The organism is Leptothoe sp. EHU-05/26/07-4 (genome assembly GCF_043421015.1).
Lineage (GTDB): Bacteria > Cyanobacteriota > Cyanobacteriia > Phormidesmidales > Phormidesmidaceae > Leptothoe > Leptothoe turfae.
In genome coordinates this window covers 734398-754585 of the sequence record NZ_JAXSQV010000003.1, presented here as the reverse complement: position 1 = coordinate 754585, position 20188 = coordinate 734398, and the positions used below count along the sequence as shown (strand labels likewise).

Here is a 20188-nt window from a genome sequence, read left to right as displayed (position 1 = left end):
GGCAGCATACTTAACAAGTTAACTCTATGGTTCTGAATATTCTTTATCACTTCCCCCTTGGACAAATTCTAACAGGAAGAATTTTCTAAATTCATAGAAAAAAGTTACATTGCAAGATAAAGCGCGTACTGCTCTGATGTCAGAGCAGTACGCTACGGCCCTCCTAAGGCGGAGATTTCCTAGAATCTAATGGCAAAGTTTTGTCGCACTTCAGTCTGGCTTAGGGCTCGGTTATAGATGGCCACCAGATGAATTTTGCCTAACCAGGCGCGTGCTCCTGAGAGTTCATCACCTAGGGCAAAGCGGAAGCTATTATCCCAGCTGGCAGCAAAGTTTTCGGGAATCTGTTGGCGACTGACTTCACTGCCATTGAGATAGAGAATGGCCTCCCCTGTGGTACTCGTGGTATAAACCACATGGATGGTTTGGCCTGGGGTGATGGTGCCCCCTGCCAGAGGTTGCTCTGTACCGTTCTCGTCAGAGGTGTTTGTCCGCAGCCTGACTACATACCCATTATCATTTTGGCCTAAGGTGAAATTACGGTTGGACGCATCTTCTGAGACAGTGACAATACGAGCCGGTATTCCCTCACCAGGCGTCACTTGGGTAGGTTCGAGCCAGGCTTCAATGGTGAGTTCGTTGGTGGACCTAGTGGCGGTCACCAACTTTGTTGCCGGAGTTTCTGTGGTGAGGAGAGTGGGTTGTGTGATCTCAATTCCTGGCCCATTCTCCAACCACTGAATTGGCTGGTCAGCTGCAACAAGATTCAACGGCTCTCCCACCATGGAGATATCCTGAACAACATTGCCCGTACCCTCCTCAAAGGTATACAAAGACTGCAAGCCTGCGGTTACCCTTGGCGTCACCAAAAGATTGATTTCATCGCTAACAGCAACAGCACCGTCATTGGCTGTTAATTGCAACACATAGCGGCCTGAGGCTGTTACGGTTGCCGTGGTGCGGCTAACATTCTCATCGGCAAATGTCACAGGCTGGGGGCCACTCAGCTGACGCCACACTGTAGTTGGTGTCAATAGCGGCTGACCATCATCGGCAACAACACCATTCAGTTCGACCGTGGCCGGAATACCATTTTGTACCGTGCCATCGGGCTGGACCGTAATGGGCAGTGTAATCAGCTGGTCTGGGCCTGCATCCACCAAAGGTGCCTGGTTAACAATGATGGTCACGTCATCACTCACCGCAACAGCGCCGTCATCTGCCGTGAGCCGGAGCACATAGATGCCATTATTAGAGAATTGGGCCGTGGTAAAGTCAGCCGCAGCATCGGCAAATGTGACCTCTCCTGGACCGCTCACTGTGGTCCATTGAAGAGCAACACGGCCAGGAATAACAGGAAGACCATCGTCGCTAATGGTGCCATCTAATTCCACAGTGGCTGACCCCGTAACTGTTTGATCGGGGCCTGCATCCACTAAAGGTGCTTCGTTGGCCACAATTATGACATCAACATTACGAGAGAAATGGCCGTTATCCACCGTGAGCCGTGCCCCATAGTTGCCGCCAACGGAGAATGTGGCAGTGGTTTCCAGGGCATTGACATTGGCAAAGGTCATGGTGCCAGGGCCACTCAGCTGACTCCAGGTCGCGATAACAGTTTCTTCGGGGTTACCCAGCCCGGTGGAGAGAACTGTGCCCGTCAGGATAGCTGCTGCTGGCAGAGTCACCAGCGGCTCCGTGGTGGCCGTCATGTTAGGCGCTTGGTTTGCATAAAACGTGGTCTCTGCCTGGGTGGTGAAATGACCGTTATTAACCGATAGCCGCAGCACATACTCTCCCAGCTGAGTCACGGTAATTGTGGGTGTCAGGCTCGTAGGACTGCTAAAGCTCACGGGGGCTGGCCCACTCACCTGCTCCCAATCAATGGAGACTTGCCCTTGTTGGGGCGCACCGAGACCGTCATTGAGGATTTGTCCAGTCAATTCAACGGTGGCAGAACCCTGATCAGAGAGATTAACCGGTGGCAGACTGCCGGCATTAATCTCGGGGGCCTGGTTCACAATAACGGTAATTTCATCACTGGCGGCCAGAACAAATTCATCGGAGATAGTGTCTCCATCGGTGACCGGTTCTGTTGCTGTTATTTGCAACTCATAGCGGCCATTGCGTTCAAAGGTAACCGCAGTGTTGAGGACGTTGGGGTTGGCAAAAATCACCCCCGTTGGCCCTGATAGCTGCGACCATTGCACCGTCAGTTCTTCCGGTAGCAATCGCTCATCAAACACGGCCCCCTGAAGCTGCGCATCCTCTGGGATATTGATCACCTGGTCTTGCCCTGCAAACACAATCGGTGTGAGATTGGTATCTGCACCAAATTGGTAGTTTTGTTGTACGTCTATCGCACTGAGGGCACGGCTGTAGAGTGCTACTAAGTGGAAGCGACCCAGCCAGCTGCGATTATCCTGCAGTTCTCCCTGTTCACTTCCCAAGCTCAGGGCAAAGTCGGAGGCCCAGGTGGAAAAGTCTCCATCAATTTGTCGGCTAGCAACTTGTTCACCATTGATATACAGCTGGGTGAGACCCGATAGCTCACGGGTGCAGACCACATGCATGGGGGCATCCGTAGTGACCACACCGCCTGCCAGGGCCTTATCGCTAGCGTTGGCATTGGTGGTGCTGGTGCGTATGCCAACATGGATGCGATTGCCGGTTTGTCCCAGGATAACGTTGCGTTCAGTGGCTCCGTTGGACAGGGTGAATATGCGAGCGAGACCGGTATGGTTTTCCACAGCAGGGGTAATCCAGGCTTCTAGGGTGAGGGCCTGACTGGCTTGCATAGCGGCTACTAAACGACGGGTATCAGTTGCCTGAAGCTGGCTGGGGGCCTGTAGCTGCAGTGAACCGGTACCCCAAGTGACCGCGGTGGGGGTGGCAATGGTGAGATTGAGGGGGTCAGCCTCGATTTGAACATCTTTTACCTGGGTACCTACACCTTCATCAAAGGTGTAAAGCACCTGCAGCTGTTGCGACACTCTCTCCGCCACCGAGACTGTAATGTCAGCACTGGAGAAAAGGGAACTGTTATCGGCAGTGAGCCGGAGCATGTAGCTGCCGCTGCGCTCAAAGCTGGCGGTGGTGCGTAGTGCTTGGGGGTTGCTAAAGGTGACTGGCCCCGGTCCGTTTTCCAGGGTCCACTGGACGCGTACTTCCCTTTGTGCTGGATCGCCCAGACCATCGCTAAGGAGTTCGCCCAGCAGCTCCACGGAACCGCCGGGGCCAACCTCCAGATCATCGCCGACGTTTAGCACGGGCGCTTCATTTACCAAAACGGTGAGATCGTCACTGGAGGTCAGTAGACCGTCGCTGGCGGTTAAGCGCAGTCGATAGAAACCACGCTGGCTAAATTGGGCAGTGGTATTAATGGCGTGGATATCGTCAAATTGAACGTTGCCAGGGCCATCAATCTGGGTCCAGGTGACAAAAAGGGCACTGTTGTCTAAACGATCATCTGCGATCGCACCCTGCAGTTCCACCGTCTCACTTAGGGCAATCACCTGATTTACCCCGGCATCCACCACCGGAGCCCGGTTTGGAGCCCGCCCATCCGGCAGTTCCGGCAGCTCACCGCTGGGGATAATGCTGTCTTCTTCAGTAATGCCATAGTAAAGCTGCATAAACTGCACAATGGCATCGGTATGGGGCTGCAGGTCTGGGAAGTAGGTGGCCACCGCCGTGCGCACCGCCCGCACAAAGGCCGGGAAGTTATTAATCTGGTCAATCACATAGGGCTCTAACCGGCGAATTAGCTCATAGTTACTGTCAATGTTGAGGGTGGGCAGCGCCTGCTCTAGGGGTGGCATATTGGGGTCGCTAAAGCGGGGCAAAATGCGACTGATATAGGTAATGCGGTGCATCATTCGCCAGCAGGGGGGCTGTTCGGTCTGTTGGCTGGCCTGTCGCAGGGCTGCCGCATTGGCATCGTTGCTTTGCTCTAGCCAGATGGGGTCTACCACCTGGTTAAAGAAGGTGTCAAAGTTGTTGCTGCTGGGTTCCAGGTAAAACGACAAGAAGCGATAGGCATCCACTTTACCAGCCTGCCGCACCGGGCGATTGGGATTAAAGGGGTCATTATTTTCGGTAATAATTCGGCCCGTTTCATCCCGCAAGAACAGATCGCCCTCCACACCGTCCAGATTAACATCCAGGGCAAAGGTGGATTCCGTTTCTTGGGATTTGGTAACCGTGAGATTTAGATGTCCACCAAATAGAGCCTGGAGGGTAAATCGAGTGGCTACTTTACTGATGGCAAACGCTGCTGAAACATCGACACCGGCCAGCCCCCGGAAAGAATAGTCTCCTCCTGTGGTTTCTTGAACAATGTCTAAAGTCTCCTGGGATTCAACAAAGGTGCCACCATCAGCGGTCCAGACATAGTTATTGACGATATTACGTTTTTGCACGCGCGGCAGTTGTTCTACTGTGCGTCCGGTGGCCAGGTCACCACTGGTAAAGTTGAGGGCATTTTGACGACGACCAATAGCTCCGGCATCATACTGTTGATAAAATGCCGCGATTTGTTCTTCTTCTCGCTGGATGCGATCGCGCAGATTATAGGCCTCAATTGGTTTGAAATAGCTGCTGTCTGAGCTATAGGTGAGGGCATTAGGATAGTGGGTGTCGGCCTCTAACCCGACTTTTCCATCCAAGGTTCCCTGCTTAGTGTAAGTAGGGTTAATCGGGAAGGTGATAATGTTGCGATCCGGTGGAATATCGGGATTGGGACGCATCTGGAGAGAGACCAGGGCGTTGTTATGCTGCAGCCGCAGGGCAAACACATCCGCAGTTTCTGACTGAACCAGGGCAAACCCTACATTCTCTGGCACAAACCGACGACCGATACTGTGGGCCACCTCATCCACATTTTCCACCCGACCCCGTAGCTCTAAACGGCTGATGCGACCGGTGGTACGACCACTGCCCGTGGTTGCACTTTCTAGCCAGCTGAGGGAGTTTTCAAACTTGGCCCGCACCCCCACTAAAACCCGTGTATTCTCAACACTAGAGAGGAAAAAGGGTGTACCCGCCTGCGACTGGGAGATAGAACCAAAGGATGCGGAGGTTTCAATTTCTGTATCAAAGCCCCGATCCTTAGAGGCTGCATAGGTGAAGATTGTGCTATCCACATCCGTAATCTCAACGGCGGTGGCGCTGTTATAGTCAGCAAACTCTCCTAAAACGGTGCCAGTGCTGGTCAGGTTTTCACTGGGGACAGGGGGCGCTCCCTCAATGTAGCCAATCAGCTGGGGATCAAACTGCACCTGGCCAATCCATTCCGTAATCAGATCGCCCACCGCAAAGCCAGTAATCAGCTGCCATTCATGATTGCGAATGGTGGTGTAAGTCCGCTTAAAGACACCAATTTGATTGTTGTCGGCGTCGAACTGTAGATCGCCATATTCAGCAATGCCCGGCTGACTTTGAATGGTGCCATGGAAGATGGTGCGAATACCCGCTAAGGCGCTACGTACCTGGGGTGTCTCATCACTGATGGGGGCGGTTGACAGCACATAGGTGCTGTTGCTAACCGCTAAGGTATTAGCCTGTAGTGAGCGATCCGACAGCTGTAGCGATTGGGCCGTTTCACCCCGCTCAGGGTCAAATGTGTAGTAGGCCACCAACCGTTCGCGATCGCCCTGTAGCCGACGGAACAGATTATCCTGAATCTGTTCAACCATTCTCACCTGTCGCCAGATTCGCACCTCTTCCATCTCTCCTTGGAAGAAGTCCCTTAGGCCACTGCGACGACTTGCCCCCAGGGTAAATTGAGTTTCTAAGCTCACCCAGTTAGATTGGTCAACAGGGGTTGTCTCTACACTCACACCATCACGGTAGACAATTAGGGTGGAGCCCAAGGGGTCTGGGTTAGCCACCCAGTCAAGCTGTCCCCGCAGTTGGGCATGGTTGTTGCTTCTAGCGTCAAACGCTACGTTGCCATCGTTTTCTTCTAAACGCCACCAGGAAACCAAACCGGATTCATTACCCTGAATAGTAACACCCAAGTTGTCTCCAGCGCGGGCGACATTCCAAATTCGTATCTCACTGATGCGACCGGCCATGGGGAATACAGAAAACCCGGTCGCAGCTAGCTGTCGTATCCGCTGAATACTACCAGCATTGGGGTTAGTAGGAATGTTATCAGGAAGACCGAGCAACCGTGCTGCACGCCTTAATTTATCACGCTCTTCCAACAGCAAGGTATCGTTATCATCGTCCGGCAGCCCTGGCTCATTGTCGGAGTTGACGGTCAGCTGGCGAAATCGATTGGTATCAAAGAAATATCCGGAGCCAATTTCTGTTGACTGGCTGTTGGAACCAATGTCACGGGGCTGACCGCTGCCACTGCGATAGCTATGACTGCCCACAACTCGCCCATCAATGTAAAAGGTGACATCGTATTGAGTATTAACATCCACAGTCGGCAAGCCAGCGTCATCTTCTCCTTCCTCTGTTGTCGTCTGTCGTTGGCGAGTGACTGCTAACCGATAAAACTGGTTTGCCCTGACCGTTTCGTTTGAGAAGAAGGCATGTTTGATGTGGCCGGAATCCTCAAATACAAAGATCAGTCGGCCCTGAGTATTGACATAAAACGTATAGGGAACCGCCTCATCCTCGATTACGCCATCGAGCCTGCCCTTAGTGATCAGGCTGTAGGGCTGGTTCAGGTTATCTAGCTGAACAAATGTCTCTAAGGTTAGATCTTGGGTCAGGTCTAACGTGGAATTGTTGCCACAGTCTAGGAAAGAGTCAGAATTACCGCTAAATTCTAAACCGTAGGACTGATTGTAAACGGTTGCCCAATGGGTCCAGTTACCGCCAGGGACGACCTGATTAACCTGTACCACCTGGTTCCCAGTGCCGGTAACTAGGCGATAGCCTGGAATTGGTGACGATGTTTGGATAGGGTCACCTAGAATAGTGCCGTGATTTTCATGGCGAGAGAAGTCGGTGGCAGCAGCGCCATCAAAGTGCCAGTAGCCAGCTAACCCGCGCTCTTGGCCCCCAAGGCGACGGTTCATATCCTGCCGAATATCGGCTGCGGTTCTCACTCGCTGCCAGATGCGCACTTCATCAATATCGCCGTCAAACTGTCGTTGATTGTTAGTGGGATGCCCACCAATGGCCCAGTCGGTATTGACTTGAAGCGCACCGACCTCATCGTCTGTATTGGCGATTTCTTCCCCATTACGATAGAGACGCCAGGTGGTGCCATCATACACTCCCGCTAAATGCACCCAGGTGAGGCCATTGGCATCTCCCTCAGGAATATCAGCCGCCGTAAAGTGATCAGTACCATCAAATGAACCCACCTGATATTGGCCCTGGTTAATCCGTAGATAGACCTCAGCATTGGCACTAAAGCCATGGACCACTAGATTACGAATGCCGTTGGTGGCGTTGGCACTGGTCCTTACCCAGGCTTCCAACGTAATCTCTCCAACAAAATTTAGATGATCTTGGTTGGGAATTCTAACTTTGTCGTTGGTGCCATCAAGATTTAACGCAGATTGCAATTCAGCCGATTCTAAGCCCATCAGATAGCGGCTGTTGGTCGACCGGTGATGGATCACGTGGGCCCGCTCATCCACCTGATTGGGCTGAATCCAGGCTTCCAGGGTTAAATCTCCTTCTACTGCAAACTGTTCGGGTTGGGCCGAAGTAGCCACGCTGGTGCTGCCGTTAAAGGCCAGGGTACGTCCCGGTGCTGCGGCAACCCAGCGAGACGAGAGGGTGGGAGCGGGTTGCACTGACTGACTAACCCGCAGCCTATCTCCATCGTCGGTATTGACAGCGGCCAATAGTAACGATCCGTCTAGCAAACTGGCACTTTCCTGGGTGGTGCTGGCGTTAACTTCGTAATCGTAGGGCAGATAGAAAACAGGACGATTCTCCTGGGGGGGATTGATTACATTGCTGTCGATCAGCAGCTCAATTGTTTCGGAAGGGGCGGCTGTCCTCAGGGTGACTCGAATGTCCCCCACAATCAGGGTGGCACCCTCCGGCAAAGACTGTTGAATACCGCCCTCCACAATCAAACTGTCGGCACGTCCGGCTGTTACCTGAAGCGAACCTGAACCCACGAAGATTCTGTCACCGGCAAACCCATTCAGCACATCGGCAAACTGTTGTGGCTGACGGGGGACGGATCGCCAGGTTTCCACCGGCTGTAGTTCTTCCACACCTGTACTCTCGTTAAGCACCATAAAGCCAATTTCAACGGTGCAGGTGTCAGGGGTAGATTCTTCGCTGAGATGAATAGCGAGGCGGTCAAATTCTGCTTCTACCGACCGACTGGCACAGATAACCGTAGTGATGGCTTGATCGTCGCTGAGCTCAAACCGGGGGCGCTGGGTCAGGGTGTCGTAGTAGGTAACAAAAAACTGATCATCTGCACCGCGAAAATAGAGGGCCAACCGACCTACGGCACTGTCGTACAGTAGCGGTGTATCGACAGTCCAGGCAAAGCCGAGAATGCCGCCAGACACCGACAGCCCGGTGCGGTCTGTGTGGAGCAACGGCATTGGTACAGAAACACCGTTATCTAGCAGATCGCGAATGCTGTTTTGTTCTTGTTGGAGACTGGCCAGCGCCTGCTGTGCCTCGTTACGACGCTGCTGGCGCTGGTTGCGGGTGCCCAGTAAAGCCTGACGGATGTTGTTGAGATCAAATTCAAGATTTGCGATCGCATCCTGCAATTCACTAATCTGCTGCTCAATTTCCTGGAGTCGAATTGTAAAAGCAGAGCTGGTCTGCACCAGTATGTTAGAAATCCGGTCGTTCCAATCTCTACCAACATTGGAGACACTGCTGGCAATCAATCGAGAGCGGCCACCCCGATTAACATGCTCATAAACAATTACCTGAAGCGGTGATGGTTCTCCCGGTAGGGCAGACGGTAGGCTAATGGCGGTAATTTCGTCATGCAACCCCTTGGAATTTAGGTCATTGTAGCCAACGTCACCCAGGCCAAAGCTGGCCCGTCTGCCCCGAAACCCGCTGTGTTGATATACGGTGATGCGGGCGGAGTTGCGATTGTTGATCAGAACTGATTGGGTTTGCTGTAAGTCGCTGAGGGTGTTGCGATCGCTAATCAGCTGATCAAACGCCTCTAGCAGTGTCAGGTTGCTGTGGGGGCTGCGCAAATTGCCACTTAGATCCTGCAGGCGCGCCTGGTCCAGGTTCTCATTCCCTGCTGGAATCGGGAAAGTACTTCGATTCTGGGGGCTAACTACGCGCTGAATGCTATTAGCCGCTTGATTGAGTTCATCAATGGAGTCTCCCAGATTGGTAATCTCCTCCTGCAGACCAATGATTCGCTGTTCGCGATCGCTAATCAGATCCAGCTGTTCATTAACAGATAGCTCGCCTTCCTCGGTGGCATTGATGACGGGCAAGCGCAGATTGTCGGGTATCTGGCTAAGCATACCGGTAGCCGACACACCAAAGTCCAGGGTGGCAATCTCATTACGAGTTGGGTCATCTCCCTGGGTGGCCACAGCCAGCATTACTCGGGCACTCTGCTGGAGAGGTTTCTCTTCCTGGTCATAGCCAGTGGCCGCATTCTCCTGATAGTAGTAGAGCAGGGCTGATAGACCCGACTGAACCGTACGCTGAATAAAGTGTTCTTCTGGGCCATTATCGGTCGTAACAACCCGCCGTTCCTCTAGCTGAAAGCTGCTGCGGTTGATGCTGGAGTTGTTGCCGATGGGGGCCGTGGAAATCACCCAGTCAGGACCGCTGATGGTGCCGGGCTGGGCATTGCCGGTTTGGTCATAGACCCGATCGCCTGAGCCCTCATCCAAGCGCCAATAGTGCAGCAAATCAGACTCTTGGCCTGTGAGTCGCTGGTGCATGTCTCGCTCAATTTCAATGATGGCGCGAGCTCGATTCCACAGACGCACCTCGTCAATGAGACCGTGGAAGGCAGCCGTGGGAGACCCAATAAAGCTGAGGGGTGTAGCACTTGGATTAGCGCCGCTAAAGGTATCGGCAGTGGTGCGGAACCGCAGCTGCCCGTTGACATACACCCGATAGACCACACCATCAAAGGAGACGGCTAGATGATTCCAGCGTTGGGGAATCAAAATACCGCCGGTAACCACGGTGTGAAATGCTTGCCCGTCACCAAAGCCCGCACGGACGCGGGTATTGCCCTGAATCCATACGGAGGGCGGCGCGTTGACAGCATCGGGCTCACTGCCGCTGAGTAGAGCCTGACCCAGCTGATTATCAGGGGCCGAAACCGTTTCCTGGGGAAAGATCCAGGCTTCTTGGGTGAAGGTGGGGGTTTGGATAATGCTGGCGGGCAGGGAGATGCGATCGCTATTTTGGTCAAACCGCAGCGCCGACTCCGCAAAGCCTGAATCGGTGCCTGCCTGGGTACCACGGGTGTTAAACAACCCTTCTGCGGAGCGCTCCACATTATAAGCATCGATTTGCCCAGTGCGACCGTTATAGGCAAAAATCTGCCACCGCTCCACACGCACCACCTGGGTCGGCAACAACAATACCGAGAAGCGCCCTGCCTGCAGATGCCGAACAAAGGTCAGTTCCTGGGTGGGTTCTATAAAGGGCCGTTCTTCCATATCCACTGCCCCTAGAGTGTCTTTATTACTCTGGGGTCGGGTGCGGCTGCGGCTGCGGCGAAACCGTACCTCTCTCCGGGGCTGGAGTTGATTGCCAGCTAGCACAAATCGATCTAACAACAGAGTGTTATCAACAATGGGAACTGGTTCGCCCTCTAAATCCGTGACCAGATTCCCCTCTTGATCCAGACGATTAACACTATCAGGATGCTTGGCGGCCACGGCCTGTCTAAATACGTAAACATGACGCCCATCTGAAAGTACCTGAAATGGAGCCTCTGCCGTTAAACGAGCCGTTGATGATAAAAATGTATCGACTTCCTCAGGGGGCACTCGCACCTCAGGGGGCACTGGCGTCCGATTTCCCTGTTGAACCGTGGGTAGCGCATACTGATCCGTGATCCCAAACCCAACTTTAGAAATTTCAGTGGGGAATCTCAGCTCCACTGGGTTTTCTGACCAGAACTCCACATCTAAGGTGCTATCAATCTCGGAATTCTCTAAATCTAGGACTGAGTAATAGATACGACGCTCCGCATCCATTGCAAAAGCAATCACGGTACCCTCGTGCCGCAACATCGTGGTGTGAAGGTAGGTGCGGTTGGCGTTATAGGTTCTGATAAAGGTATCTAACATAGTGAGAAAAGAGAGAATAGAATTTATGAATTCGGAATAAGCTTAGACATTGAGCCAGCTCAGTCGAGCCATCAGCAGTAACCGACCCGAACGTGATTCTTTAGCAGCATTGGAGCGTTGGTTATGGGAGTCTATGCAGGCTACAGAGCGCTAGGTGAAGATTCCCTAAAACAAGCTTTGGGCCTTAGCTAAGAAAATCCTGAGAAGAGAATGAGAGTTTTCTAAAACCCTGCCCTAGTAAAAGTTTTAAGCGCAAACGAATAACGTCCAACAGTCTCTTGCAACGCTGAGTTCAAATAACATGGTAAAAAATGTAAAGAAATATCTAAAGATACCTAACCGTGTCTAATGGCCGGTCCTAACATCATCGGGTGAACAAAAACTATGGCTCTCCGCATTGCACTCCTCACCTACTCCACCAAGCCCCGTGGCAGCGTCATTCACACCTTAGAGCTGGCTCAGGCATTGGCTGAACTCGGTCACCATCCCTGCGTTTTTGCCCTGGACAAAGATGGACAAGGGTTTCATCGGCCAACCGCATTCCCAACCTGCTCTGTACCGGCTGCCCCCTGTGATGCTGGTATCGATCAGCTGATCCAACAACGCATTGGTGAGTTCGTAACGTTTTTCCAAAGCCATCCCCAGCAATATGACATCTACCATGCCCAAGACTGTCTCAGCGCCAATGCCCTAGCCATCCTTCAACAACAGGCTCGTATTCCCCATTTTGTACGCACCGTTCACCACATCGAAGACTTCCAAAGTCCCTACTTACAAAATTGTCAGGAGAAATCCATCCATCAGCCCGCCCGCTGTCTGTGCGTCAGCGATGTGTGGCAGCAGGTGCTTGCAGAAGACTACAATATCCAGGCCCATCGAGTGATTAACGGTGTGAGTAGGCGGTTCTCGGCGAATCCTGATGGGTCTGAAACGGCCTTAGCTAATAGCTATGGCATCCGCAGTGGCCCCGTATACCTGACGGTGGGGGGCATTGAACCTCGCAAAAACTCAATCAATTTACTTAAAGCATTTCATCAGGTGAGGCAGGTGCAACCCCAGGCACAGCTGGTTATTGCTGGGGGGGCAACGCTGTTTGACTATCAGGCCTACCGACAAGCGTTTATGGCTCTGGTGGAGGCCTATGACCTGGCCGATGGTCTGGTGCTGCCCGGAGTAGTGCCTGACAAGGACCTACCAACGCTCTATCGTTTAGCCAATGTTTTTGTATTTCCCTCTGTGCAGGAAGGCTGGGGCCTGGTGGTGCTAGAGGCGATCGCCTCTGGTCTGCCGGTACTCACCTCTAATCAAGCGCCGTTTACTGAGTTTTTGTCACCCCAGGAGGCCAGGCTAGTAGCGCCCGAAGATGTGGGTGCGATCGCAACGGCCATGCTTAATCTTCTTAACCCTACTATTGCCCAACCACTCATCCACCACAGCCAGCCTATTATCAGCCACTACAGCTGGCAACAATCCGCCAAAATGCACCTGGAGCTTTATTATCAGCTGACTTCAGGGCTTAACAATATGCGCTGAGTATGGGTCTCAGCAACAATCTTCCCGCGTTTAATCACACGACGTTCTATGGGGGCAGTGCCAATGACCTCAGAAGCGGAATTTGCACCGATTAATACCAGGTCTGCCATATTCCCAGGAGCAATACCGTGGTTGCTAACACCAATGGCCTTAGCCGCAGAGGTCGTCGCCATCTCTAAACATTGGATATGACTCTCAGCCGTGCCCAGTTGCAACGTTTGGGCCAGCAGGGTGCAAATCTTTAACACATCCCCATCCCCAAAGGGAGTAAACAGATTTTGGATATTGTTAGTGGCGATCCCGACGGTCACCCCATCATTCATCAGCTGATCAATAGGGGCCACGCCACGCCGCACATTATGACTATCTTTTCGCCCCATCATATAAAGATCAGTGGCAGGCAGGGCCAAAACCGAGATACCCGCATCTCGTAACATCGCAGCCATTTCTCGCAAAATCTCGGGTGTGAGTCCGGCTAGCTTTGTCATATGCCCTAAACACACCCGACCTTGCCAACCACGCCTTAGGGTTTCTTCAACAACTGTAGGCAACAACAACGGCGAGTCATCATCCAAAAAGTCCAGGTGAAAATCAACATCACAGTCAAACTCCTGGGCCAGATCAAAAATGATGCGAATATTTTGCTCTGGATCTGGATCAACATAAGGGGCCGAACCAATCACGTCCCCCCCCATGGTCATGGCCTGTCGCAATAAATCCACCGTGCCCGGCTGATGGGTAATGCCCTCCTGGGCAAATACAGCCAGCTGCAGCGTCAATCCCCAGGCATACTCATGCTTCAACGGGAGTAATGCTTCCATCGCCGTTAGCTGTAGTATTGGATCAACCTCTACATGACTGCGCATGAGGGTTGTGCCAAAGTTAATCTCGCGTTTGATCACATCGCGAGCCCGCGATTGGATATCCTCAATGGTGAAACGCTGTTTAAGATTCCCCGTTTCTGCCAACGCTTCTTGAAATGTGCCAGTTTGGGCAGGGCGTTGAGTCAGCAACAGAGCCTTATCCAAATGTAAATGGCCATCCACCAAACCTGGGATTACTAACCTACCCTTAGCCTTTAAGGTGAGCTGGGCAGAGGCCTCGATCTGAGGTGCAACCTCAGTTATGACACACCCTTGCATGGCGATTGACCAGCGCCCCTCTCGTCCCGGCAATGTGGCATCGACGATTTTTAGCGTTATGACCATCTGCTATCCCCTGCCTGAGCACAACTCAAATGTCTGTTACAGATGATAGAAAACAGTTTCCGTTATCGTGGTTATATGAATATATATGCCAATTTAGGCAGTTCTATACTCTACTCCCCCATCTGTTATAAGCATCATGCCTGAGATCCGATTTCATATCCAGTGGCCAGACGGTCAGCAGGAAAGCTGTTATTCTCCTTCACTGGTAGTACAAGAATACTTTCAAGTAGGTGAATCTTATACCATCACTGAATTTCTACAACGCTCTCGAGACTCTCTTCAGACTGCTAGCGATCGAGTTAAGGCTAAATATGGTTTCCCCTGTGGCCTAGCCATGGGACAGTTACAAAAAATTGAAGACACTGCTCAGCGGTACTTAGAACAGCCTGACAGTAAAGTCACCGTTCTCAAGTTTCAATAATGATTTATTCAACCATGGTTTAACTTGGACAATTGCGTGCAGGAAGAATTGGACTTAAGCGTCGAAACTCTGATACATACTGCTCCAGTACCACAAACTGGGGTAAGTTTAATCGATAGTAAATCCAACGTCCTTCCTGCCGACCCTGGATTAGTCCGGCTTCGCGCAGCGTTTTGAGGTGAAACGAGAGCTTAGAGGCGCTAATACCTAAATGATTCGCGATATCGCAGGCACATAGTTCGCGTTCGCGCAATAACTCAATTACTTGTAAACGGTAGGGTTCTGAAAATGCTTGAAAAAGTGGCAGAACGTCATTAGAAATAGTCGCGGCAGTCGTCTTCATGATCCTTTGTATATCTATTTGAAATCATAGCGCTTAAGAGAGAAAGCAAGAACTTAAAACTATTGAATTTTGCCATCAAATTGATAAGCATGAGAGACTTCTCATTAGCTGATATCTCACAGTATTTTATTCTCTAATAATTCTCATTATTTTTTCACTCATCACCACACCAACAAAAAAGCTGGCTCTCAATGAGCCAGCTTAACACTGCGCGGGAACGCGTATAGGAAGCAGCAGTAGTAGTAGTCTTGCTACTGAAGTACTAGCTTCACGTTCGCATTCTGCAACCCAGGGCGCTTAACCTCAGCTAAAGTGCGGTTAACGGCATACTTCTGGTTAATGGAGTTGATTAGCTCAGTTTGATTATGCTTCTTAGCAACACCCCAAAGGTCAGCAATTAGATCAAAGGAGCCGTCAGTATTGCGGGACCAGCCTAGATCATACTCACCTTCTAGAACAGCTACGATGTCAGCACGTACGCGCTGACCGTTGTAGCCACGAACATCCGCATCAGTCTTAACAGAGATGCCGAGGTCCTTCAGAGAAGACGTGAGAATTTCAGCTTCAGTGATCTTAGTGCGTAGAGTACTAAAATGAGACATTGGTGTTTCCTCCAGTAGGAAAATGAGAGATACAGAACTAAAAACGCAAAGCCAATAGATTAACAAATTAAAGATGATTATTTGCTAAGCCATTGCTTCAAAAACTGCTAACCCTTAAGGTTAGCCCTTTGCCAGGGGGAACCCCTAACAAAAGCCTGTTAAAACTCCATCCGCTGATATTCAGCGACGGATGAAGCTGCGGGGCGAGCACGTTGTCGTGCCCAATCGCGAAGCGCCGTTACCTGTTCATTCATGGTCTTAGATAACGGTAAGGTCGCCCGAATAGCGGCAATAATATCGAGTTGATTAAACTCACGACCTTGGGCAAACGCTTCATACATTGCAGAGATTAAACCCTGTTCAATCTCCGCCCCCGAAAAACCTTCACATACCTTAGTAAGCTGATCGAAATCAAATCGTTCGATATCGCGGCGGCGCTTACTGAGGTGAATTCTAAATATTTCCTTACGTTCTTCTTCATTGGGTAGATCTACAAAGAAGATTTCGTCAAAACGACCTTTACGCAAGAACTCACTGGGTAACCGTTCTACCCGGTTAGCCGTTGCCATGACAAACACTGGCGAATTCTTTTCTTGCATCCAGGTCAGAAAGCTACCAAAAATACGGCTAGAGGTACCACCGTCAGAATCAGCAGAACCGGCACCACCGGCAAAGGCTTTATCGATCTCATCAATAAAGAGAATTGCTGGCGAAATTGATTCAGCTGTACGTAACGCACTGCGCAAGTTGGCTTCAGAACGACCCACCATGGAACCGTCATACACTCGGCCAATATCTAACCGCAACAGGGGCAGGCCCCACAGGCGAGCCGTTGTCTTGGCAATTAGAGACTTACCACAGCCGGGAACACCCAGAATCAACATTCCTTTTGGCTGGGGCAAACCATACTCACGCGCCCGCTCAGTAAATGCATTGGAACGTTGCCTCAACCAGCGCTTCAGCTCTTCTAAACCACCGACCGAATCAAGGGTCTCATCCTCTTCTATATATTCCAGGATACCGTTGCGACGAATCAGCTGCTTTTTCTCAGACAGAACAATGTCTACCTCTGATTCAGTCAGCTTTCCTGAAACGACTCGGGATTTACGAAATACTTTCTCCGCTTCATCTTCCGTCAGGCCTAGGGCTGCTTTCAACAGCTTTTCCCGTACGTCAGTTGTAATGTTGGCACTGTGGGCCTTAGTCAATTCCGCAGTCAGTACCTGATTCAATTCGCCCATGGTGGGCATAGAAAAGTCCAGGACTACCACTTCTTTTTCTAGCTCTACCGGAATCTCCTGCACTGGAGACATCAGCATAATTGTCTTATTGGTGCCTTTGAAACTTGCGATCGCATCCCTCAAACATCGCGTCACCGCTGGCGAGTCCATAAATGGGTGCAGATCCTTAAATATATAAATACCCGGATCTTTCTGACGGATCACCCAATCAATGGCAGCCTCAGGAGAAACGGTGTTGCCATTTTGAGACCCCCGAGTTTGACCGTATTCAACAATACCGTGGGTCACTGTCCACGTATACATACGCCTCTGGGGCTGCTGCTTAGTAATCGCCGCAATTGTCCGCTCCGCTCTTTCTTCCTCGAACGTGAGCAAGTAAATCAGAGGATACTGAGCCTTAATTAGGACCTGGAGCTCTTCTTTCATAATTTTTATCCTCTCAACGCCGACCGATACCAACAGACTAACTAAACCCAATAGAAATACGGTTACAACTTAAAACCGCAACTCAAGGGCTACAGATTTCACTTAACAGGGCACCAACTCCCCTTCGTCAGAACGCACCGAGCTAGGCACAACGTCAGGCACCTCAGTCAAAGATTCTGCATGCAAGTCGGCGTGAGCATCAACCGCCATCAGGTCACCATCTCTCAGCACCACAGAAGTCGTACAAGCGGGGCATTCGTACACCAAGTGGGCAGAACCCTGAACCCCTTCGACAACATCGGAGTGATTCAGATAAAACCCAATTGCCCGCTCAGCCAAGGTAGACATGGGTTCTCCATCTACCGCAGCGCGAATCTTGAGCTGACGGTGCAGGTCATCGTGCATATAAAGAGTGACCTTCTGCTTACCTTGCATATCAACCTTAATAAATAGAAGTTAATTCGTGGGGCATCTTACCCATGGAGTAAACATACCGACCTTATTTGATGCCGTCAAGCCGTCAAGCCGTTTTGACGTCAAAACGTTCACATTGCTTTACAAAGCAATGGCAAAAATGAAGGGTAAATATAGGGAAATCCCTTAGATATCAAGGTATTTTGCTGGAAATGTAGGGAGCAGGGGGTAGGGAATGAGGAATGGGGAGTGGGAGAAATCCCTTAGATATCGACTCACTTCGGCAAAAGCACTGACTTTTAGAATTCAGACGTGAACCAGTATCAAATTCTAATTTTAGTCAACATCCCCCGTTGGCATTTACCCCACGGCGACTAAAATAAATAGCCGATGAATTCTATGCATCTATGGCTAGCGCACCGACCATCGCATCGTTTCCGTCTTTAGAGGCTGCTCTTAAACACTTCTTTGGCTATGACGACTTTCGCCATTACCAACGCGTCATCATTGAGCAAGTCCTAAAAAATCAGGATGTGTTGGTAATTATGCCCACAGGTGGAGGTAAGTCTCTGTGTTATCAGCTACCGGCCCTACTGCGTTTAGGGGTAACGATTGTGGTCTCTCCCCTGATTGCCTTGATGCAGGATCAGGTGCGTAGCCTGGCGGACAATGGCATTGCCGCTACGTTTCTCAACAGTAGTTTGACCTTCAACGAGGTGCGCGATCGCGAGCAGGCGCTACTCAGGGGCGACATCAAGCTGCTTTACCTTGCCCCTGAGCGCCTGATGAATCCCAGTTTTTGGCCATTGTTGGAACAAATACAGCAAACCGTTGGCCTCAGTGCTTTTGCCATTGATGAAGCCCACTGTGTTTCGGAATGGGGGCACGATTTTCGACCGGAGTATCGCCAGCTTTTTCAACTGAAGCAGCAGTTCCCCCAAGTGCCTGTCATGGCATTAACAGCCACCGCCACTGAGCGCGTTCGGCAAGACATTATTCAACAGCTACGCCTCAACGACCCTCAGGTATTTGTCTCAGGGTTTAACCGACAAAATCTGTATTACGAGGTAACGCCAAAGACAAAACAGAGTTATGACCATTTATTGAAGCTGGCCAAACAGCAGTCGGGGGCCGGTATCATCTATTGCCTGAGCCGCAAACGGGTTAATGAAATTGCGTTTCGTCTGAAGCAAGATGGGATCTCTGCCCTGCCATATCACGCTGGTCTGAGTGCGAAGGAACGCCAGGGAAATCAAGAGCAGTTTATTCGAGATGATGTGCGCATTATTGTGGCCACCATTGCCTTTGGCATGGGCATTAACAAACCCGATGTGCGATTTGTCATTCACTACGACCTGCCACGTACCATTGAAAGCTACTACCAAGAATCGGGGCGAGCCGGGCGTGATGGCGATCCCGCTAACTGTACCGTTTTCTTTAGCTACGCTGATGTGGCTACCGTTGAGTATCTAATTAGTCAAAAGCCTGATGAGCAAGAACAGCGGATTGCTCGTCAGCAGTTGCGCCATGTGATTAACTATGCTGAGAGTGCGGTCTGCCGCCGTAAAATTCAGCTCAGCTACTTTGGTGAGAGTTTTCCTGGAGACTGCCAGAACTGTGACAACTGCCTGAATCCTGTACCGCTAGAAGATTGGACCATTGAAGCCCAGAAGTTTCTCTCCTGTGTCGCTCGCTGCCAAGAGAGATTTGGCATGAATCACATTATCGATGTGCTGCGCGGTTCTCGCAAAAAGAGATTGATGGAACTAGGGCACGATCGGCTTTCTACCTATGGCATTGGTCAAGACCATAGTGTGGATGACTGGCGACAGCTATGTCGGTCTCTTTTACACCAGGAACTAGTATCAGAAACAACCGATGGCTATTCTGTTCTTAAGCTGAACTCAGGTAGCTGGCAGGTATTAAAAAAAGAGATCCCGGTCAATATTCACGTCTTTAAACGAGCTGAATCTACCAAGGCCACTAAGGCCACCGACGAAGTCCAGCTTAACGCTGACGAAACTCTGTTGTTGGAGCAACTACGCGGTCTACGTAAACGACTAGCTGATGAACAATCGGTGCCCCCCTACATTGTCTTTGCCGATGCCAGCCTCAGACAAATGGCCCAGCAGCGACCCGTTACAACCGATGCATTCGCCACCATCTCCGGTGTGGGCAGACGTAAGCTTGAGCAATATGGTCAGGTGTTTACCCAGGAGATCCAGCACTTTTGCCAGTCCCATAATCTGACACCCAATAACAACATTACTGGTTCCCCTGCCACACCAGAGACACGCCGATCGTCTAGCGAATTAACATCCACCTATATCATCACCCATCAGCTCCACCAGCAGGGGCTATCTCCATCCGAAATTGCCCTGGATCGAGGGTTACGCTTGGGCACAATTATCGAACATCTAAATCAGCTAATTGAAATGGGGCAAGATGTCGATCTCAACGCCCTAGTATCACCAGAACGCCAGGTGCCAATCTTTGAAGCCATTGAAAAAGTAGGCTCCCATTCCTTAAGAACTATCCGTGATGAACTTGGCGAAACCTTTGACTATAATGAAATTCGTCTAGTTAGGGCTGCATGGGAAAGCCAGCATGGGACTTAAATTAGAACCTGTTGAGATATTGGCTATGACGAAGGTCCCTGATTGTAAGCAAAGGGCAAAATTCATATAAAATCTCCACGATCCTAAGGCATGATTGATAGGCTTCACCTATTATTTGGCGCGTTAAGACGCCTGTGCCGCT

The 20188-nt window shown here is 51.0% G+C and carries 9 protein-coding genes; 3 read left to right on the top strand and 6 right to left on the bottom strand.

All coding sequences use genetic code 11. The features are described 5' to 3' along the window. Positions 1–179: 179 nt before the first annotated feature. Positions 180–11240 carry a LamG-like jellyroll fold domain-containing protein gene (locus tag U2F10_RS11075; protein WP_163663125.1) on the bottom strand — a complete coding sequence of 3687 codons (11061 nt, stop codon included), beginning with the start codon at positions 11238–11240 and terminating at the stop codon, positions 180–182. A gap of 384 nt (positions 11241–11624) precedes the next feature. Here U2F10_RS11075 and U2F10_RS11070 point away from each other — a divergent pair, with 384 nt between their 5' ends. Continuing rightward, positions 11625–12773, top strand: coding sequence for an MSMEG_0565 family glycosyltransferase (locus U2F10_RS11070; RefSeq protein ID WP_499872044.1), 1149 nt, complete (start codon positions 11625–11627; stop codon positions 12771–12773). Here the strand turns inward: U2F10_RS11070 and U2F10_RS11065 are convergent. Further along, the gene (locus U2F10_RS11065; RefSeq protein WP_163663132.1) at positions 12740–13981 is read right to left on the bottom strand and encodes an amidohydrolase family protein; all 1242 of its coding nucleotides are present in this window, start codon (positions 13979–13981) and stop codon (positions 12740–12742) included. The two genes, U2F10_RS11070 and U2F10_RS11065, sit on opposite strands and share 34 nt — an antisense overlap. A 136-nt stretch (positions 13982–14117) precedes the next feature. On the opposite strand from U2F10_RS11065, the gene U2F10_RS11060 reads away from it, so the two are divergent. After that, entirely contained in the window at positions 14118–14402 is a 285-nt protein-coding gene (locus tag U2F10_RS11060; protein ID WP_163663135.1) for an MSMEG_0570 family nitrogen starvation response protein, read from the top strand. 19 nt (positions 14403–14421) lie between these two features. On the opposite strand, the gene U2F10_RS11055 is transcribed toward U2F10_RS11060, so the two are convergent. The 4 genes from U2F10_RS11055 to U2F10_RS11040 form a co-directional block, all read right to left on the bottom strand. Next, positions 14422–14745 (bottom strand): ArsR/SmtB family transcription factor, encoded by a 324-nt coding sequence (locus U2F10_RS11055; RefSeq protein ID WP_006514521.1) that lies wholly within the window; start codon positions 14743–14745, stop codon positions 14422–14424. A gap of 251 nt (positions 14746–14996) precedes the next feature. After that, complete coding sequence (locus U2F10_RS11050; protein ID WP_163663137.1) at positions 14997–15347, bottom strand: DUF1257 domain-containing protein; 351 nt, start codon at positions 15345–15347, stop codon at positions 14997–14999. A 158-nt stretch (positions 15348–15505) separates the two neighbouring features. Next, complete coding sequence (gene ycf46, locus U2F10_RS11045; RefSeq protein WP_163663140.1) at positions 15506–17014, bottom strand: stress-responsive protein Ycf46; 1509 nt, start codon at positions 17012–17014, stop codon at positions 15506–15508. A 102-nt stretch (positions 17015–17116) separates the two neighbouring features. Next, a complete protein-coding gene (locus U2F10_RS11040; protein ID WP_163663144.1) occupies positions 17117–17449 on the bottom strand; it encodes a slr0373 family blue light stress response protein in 333 nt (110 codons plus the stop codon). A gap of 386 nt (positions 17450–17835) precedes the next feature. Between U2F10_RS11040 and recQ the strand changes: the two genes are divergently transcribed. Then, positions 17836–20046, top strand: a complete 2211-nt coding sequence (gene recQ, locus U2F10_RS11035; RefSeq protein WP_163663146.1) for a DNA helicase RecQ — start codon at positions 17836–17838, stop codon at positions 20044–20046. The last annotated feature ends 142 nt before the right edge of the window (positions 20047–20188 follow it).